The sequence below is a fragment of the Nonomuraea sp. NPDC049784 genome (genome assembly GCF_040659615.1).
Taxonomy (GTDB): Bacteria; Actinomycetota; Actinomycetes; order Streptosporangiales; family Streptosporangiaceae; genus Nonomuraea.
On record NZ_JBFAMX010000761.1, the window covers coordinates 1 to 4220 of the forward strand.

Sequence of the window (4220 nt, forward strand, 5' to 3'; positions counted from 1 at the left end):
GGCCGGGCAGGTACGCGCCGGCCGCCTGGCCAAGCCCCTCAACTACAGCGGCTTCGCCCCCGCCCCCATCCCCCGCGAGCGGCCCGCCAGGCGCAAGCCCCCGGAAGAGGAGGCGAGCGAGCGCGAGGAGGCCGAGGCCAGGGAGGCCAAGGAGCGCCAGGAGGCCGAGGCCGCGCACAAGGAGTGGCAGGAGGCGCTGGAGGCCGCCGTCAAGGAGCACGACGAACGCGCCGAGCGGGTGGCGCGGCTGGAGCAGAAGCTGGCCAAGGCTCGCAAGAGGCTCGCCGAGAGCCAACAGCGGCTGGAGGTCACACGGCGCGAAGAGCGCCACGCTCGCCGGCGACTAGGCTAGAGTGTACGAAACGGTTTCGTACACCGCCTACGCCCCGAGGAGTGGCGATGACTGGCTGGACCCCCGACTCCATGCCCGACCTGACCGGTAAGACCGCCATCGTGACCGGTGCCAACAGCGGCATCGGGCTCCCCACCGCACTGGAGCTGGCCAGGCACGGCGCTCGCGTCGTCGTCGCCGCGCGCTCGCCGGAGAAGGGCGACGCGGCCGTCGCGGAGATCCTGCGGGCGGTTCCCGGCGGCCAGGTCGAGTACGGCCACCTGGACCTGGCGGACCTGGCCTCGGTCAGGCGGTTCGCCAAGGGCGTCGACAAGGTGGACCTGCTGATCAACAACGCGGGCATCGGCCTGATCTCCAGGCAGGAGACCAAGGACGGCTTCGAGATGCAGTTCGGCACCAACCACCTGGGCCACTTCGCCCTCACGGGCCTGCTGCTGCCGCTCCTGCTCGCCGCCCCCGGCGCCCGCGTGGTCACCGTCTCCAGCGACGCGCACGTCTGGGGGAAGATCGACTTCGACAACCTCGGCCTGAAGCGCGGGTACCGCCGGATGAGCTCGTACGGACGATCCAAGCTCGCCAACCTGCTCTTCACCCTGGAGCTCCAGCGACGCGCTGAGAAGGCCGGTGCGGCTCTGACAAGCGCCGCCAGTCACCCAGGTGCAACCGCCACGAACTTCGTCAACATAGGGCCGCTACAGCCCCTCGTGGGATTGGTCCTCCGGTCGGCGGAGGCCGGCGCGATGCCCTCGCTCTACGCCGCGACCTCTCCCGACATCCGCGGCGGCGAGTTCGTCGGCCCCAAGCTCAAGCTCCTCACGCCTTCGGAAGCGGCCAGGTCGGAAGAGCTCGCCAGGCGGCTCTGGGACGTGTCGGCTGAGCTGACGGGCGTACGATTCGAGGAAATCGCCTACAGCTAGAAGGACGTGTACGTGGCTCCACTCGACCCCGAGCGGGAAAGGGCCATCCTCGACGCCACGATGGAGCTGCTGTCGGAGGTCGGCTACGACCGGATGTCGGTCGACCAGATCGCCAAGCGGGCCAAGGCCAGCAAGGCCACCATCTACCGGCGCTGGGCCGGCAAGCCCGAGCTGGTGGTGGACGTCATCTGCCGGCGATTCGACATGGACGCGCCGGAGAGTGCCGACACCGGGTCGCTCCGTGGCGACCTGGCCGCCGTCTTCCGCGGTCTGTGCGAGACGGTGGAGCGCAAGCACACGCTCATCATCGGCCTGTCCTCGACGCTGCTGTCCCACCAGGAGCTGGCGCGCACACTGCGTGCGCATCTGAGCGCGAGAGACTTCGACGCCGTGCGCGACCCGCTGGAGCGGGCCGTCACGCGCGGGGAGCTGGCCGGGCCGGTCGACCCCGGGCGGCTCTTCGCGCTCGCCGAGGCGCTGGTGTGGCATCGGATGATCTTCGCGGGGCCGCCGTTCGGCCCGGAGTTCGTGGCGGAGTCGGTCGACGGGGTGCTGATGCCGCTGGTGACCGCCTGGTCAAAGGGCTGAGCGGGTGGCGTAGGCCAGGTAGGCTCACACAGGAAAGCCTTCCTGCTCGTACGGGGCCGCCAGCCGGGTGTAGCAGGCCCTGATCCGCTCGACGGTCTCCGGCGGCTGCCGGGCGATCACCCCGAAACGGGGACCGCCTGCCTGCACGATGTCGCTCCACCACGTCGCGAGGTCCACCTGGTGGCGCCAGCGTACAGTCTCCACGGCCGCCCCCTCGAAACCCGCCTCCTCCAGCAGCTCCGTGAAGCGCTGCGGCGTGTCATCGCCGGCGAACGGCCGGGCAGGGGGTTCGTAGGGGACCTCGGCGGCGGCGATGGCCTCGGCGAAGACGTTCGTGGCGGTCATCTCGTCGGACTTCCACCAGGTCAGGGCGAGCGTGCCGCCCGGGCACAGCACGCGGTGGAGCTCTTTGAGCGCCTTGGCGGTGTCGGGCACGTGATTGATGATGAAATTTCCCGCGATGGCGTCGAACTCCTCGTCCTCGAACGGGAGGTCGGGCAGCGCGGCCTGGCGGATCGTCGCGTACGGGTGGCGGCGGGCGGTCAGCTCCAGCATGGCCGGATTGACGTCGACGGCGGTGACCTCAGCGCCTAACGCGAGCGCCGCCGCGGTGACCACGCCCGTGCCGCAGCCGACGTCGAGCAGGCGGGGAGCGCACGCCCGGTCGAGGAGGGGGCCGACGGTGTGGGAGCTCAGCTGAGCGAAGCCGCGATCGTACGCTTCGGCGTTGGTCACGGGACCAAGCTTAGTCCAGCCGCCGAACCTAACATTTCTCTGTGAAATTTCGCGCCTAATGCTGTTTTTTCGGGAAATTCCGGCCGTATGGTCGTCGCCATGACCCTCGACGCCTTCATCGACGCGCTCCCCAAGGTCGAGCTCCACGTGCACCTGATCGGCTCGGCCTCGGTCCCCACCGTCCTCGAGCTCTCCCGCCGTCACCCCGGCGGACCGGTCCCCTCGACGGAGGAGGAGCTGCGCCTCTTCTACACCTTCCGCGACTTCCCCCACTTCGCCCAGGTGTACCGGGCCGTCAACGACCTCGTCCGCGAGCCCGAGGACGTGGCCACCCTCGTCCTCGGGCTGGCCCGCGACCTCGCCCCGCAGGGCGCCCGCTACGTGGAGTTGCAGGTGACCCCGTACGCCCACCACATCGTCGGCATGCCCATGCGCGAGGTCACCGAGGCCCTGGACCTGGCCGCCCGCCGCTCGCTGAGCGAGCACGGGGTGGAGATGGCCTACATCTTCGACATCCCCGGCGAGTACGGCGAGGAGGCCGCCAGGGTGACGGTCGAGCACGCGCTCCAGGAACCTCCCGCCGCGCTGGTAGGTTTCGGCATCGGCGGTATCGAGCAGGAGCGCCCGAAATATCGTGACGCGTACCGCTCGGCGTTCTCGGCCGCCCGCGCCGCGGGCCTCCACAGCGTGCCGCACGGCGGCGAGATGAGCGGCCCCGAGACGATCTGGGAGGTCATCGAGGGTTACGGCGCCGAACGGATCGGCCACGGCATCAACTGCCTCGCGGACCCGCGCCTGGTCGCGCACCTGCGCGACACCCAGCTCCCGCTGGACGTGTGCCCCACCTCCAACCTCTGCACGGGCCAGATCGCCAGCATCGAGGAGCACCCGCTGCCGCGGATGCTGGAGGAGGGGCTGTACGTGACGCTCAACAGCGACGACCCGCCCATGTTCGCCACGACGCTGGCGGAGGAGTACCGGGTGGCCGCGCGGACCTTCGGGTTCGGGACGAAGGAGCTCGCCCGGCTCGCCAAGAACGGCGTCCAGGCTTCCTACCTGGCGGGGGAGCGCAAGCAGGCGCTGCTCAAGGAGATCGACGACCTGCTGGCGGCGGAAGGAAGCTGAGCCGCCGGCCGGACGGTCGGCGGCTCAGACGACAATCCGGGAGTCAGGGCGACGAGATGCGGCCCAGCTCCGGCGGGATCTTGCTGGCCGCCGCCCGGTCCAGCAGGAACAGCGTGCGCGCACGCCCCCTGGCACCCGACGCGGGCACCTGCACGTGCCCCGAGTCCGACAGCGCCAGGCGTACCGCGCCCGACTTCTCCTCCCCGGCGGCCACAACCCAGACCTCGCGCGAGGCCTGGATGGCGGGCAGCGTCAGCGAGATGCGGGTCGGCGGCGGCTTGGGCGCGCCGTGCACGGCCACCACCGAGCGGGTGTCGTACAGGGCGGGCATGCCCGGGAACAGCGACGCCACGTGGGCGTCCGGGCCCATGCCGAGCAGCATCACGTCGAAGCTCGGCACGGGGCCGTGGTCCTCCGGCCTGGCGGCCTTGCGCAGCTCGGCGGCGTAGGACTCGGCCGACTCCTCCGCCGTCATCCCCGAGTCGGGGCCCCGCATGACGTGG

6 protein-coding genes are annotated in these 4220 nt (G+C 70.7%); 4 read left to right on the top strand and 2 right to left on the bottom strand.

Annotated features, from left to right (window positions below; translation table 11 throughout):
- The 3 genes from AB0J09_RS57865 to AB0J09_RS57875 form a co-directional block, all read left to right on the top strand.
- Positions 1 to 352: hypothetical protein (locus AB0J09_RS57865; protein WP_360711571.1), on the top strand; the 352-nt coding region annotated here is incomplete at its 5' end.
- A 47-nt stretch (positions 353 to 399) separates the two neighbouring features.
- On the top strand, positions 400 to 1269 hold the full coding sequence (locus tag AB0J09_RS57870; RefSeq protein ID WP_360711574.1) for an oxidoreductase: 870 nt from the start codon (positions 400 to 402) through the stop codon (positions 1267 to 1269).
- Between the two features lie 12 nt (positions 1270 to 1281).
- Positions 1282 to 1857: a TetR/AcrR family transcriptional regulator gene (locus AB0J09_RS57875; RefSeq protein WP_360711576.1), complete on the top strand. Its 576-nt coding sequence runs from the start codon at positions 1282 to 1284 to the stop codon at positions 1855 to 1857.
- Positions 1858 to 1881: 24 nt separating this feature from the next.
- On the opposite strand, the gene AB0J09_RS57880 is transcribed toward AB0J09_RS57875, so the two are convergent.
- On the bottom strand, positions 1882 to 2592 hold the full coding sequence (locus tag AB0J09_RS57880; protein WP_360711580.1) for a methyltransferase domain-containing protein: 711 nt from the start codon (positions 2590 to 2592) through the stop codon (positions 1882 to 1884).
- Between the two features lie 99 nt (positions 2593 to 2691).
- On the opposite strand from AB0J09_RS57880, the gene add reads away from it, so the two are divergent.
- Positions 2692 to 3717 (top strand): adenosine deaminase, encoded by a 1026-nt coding sequence (gene add / locus AB0J09_RS57885; RefSeq protein ID WP_360711583.1) that lies wholly within the window; start codon positions 2692 to 2694, stop codon positions 3715 to 3717.
- A 43-nt stretch (positions 3718 to 3760) separates the two neighbouring features.
- Here the strand turns inward: add and pgl are convergent.
- Positions 3761 to 4220: 6-phosphogluconolactonase (gene pgl, locus AB0J09_RS57890; protein ID WP_360711586.1), on the bottom strand; the 460-nt coding region annotated here is incomplete at its 5' end.

Coding starts and splice junctions, on each gene's coding strand:
- AB0J09_RS57870 (WP_360711574.1), top strand. CDS start 400: ATGACTGGCTGGACCCCCGACTCCATGCCCGACCTGACCGGTAAGACC.
- add (WP_360711583.1), top strand. CDS start 2,692: ATGACCCTCGACGCCTTCATCGACGCGCTCCCCAAGGTCGAGCTCCAC.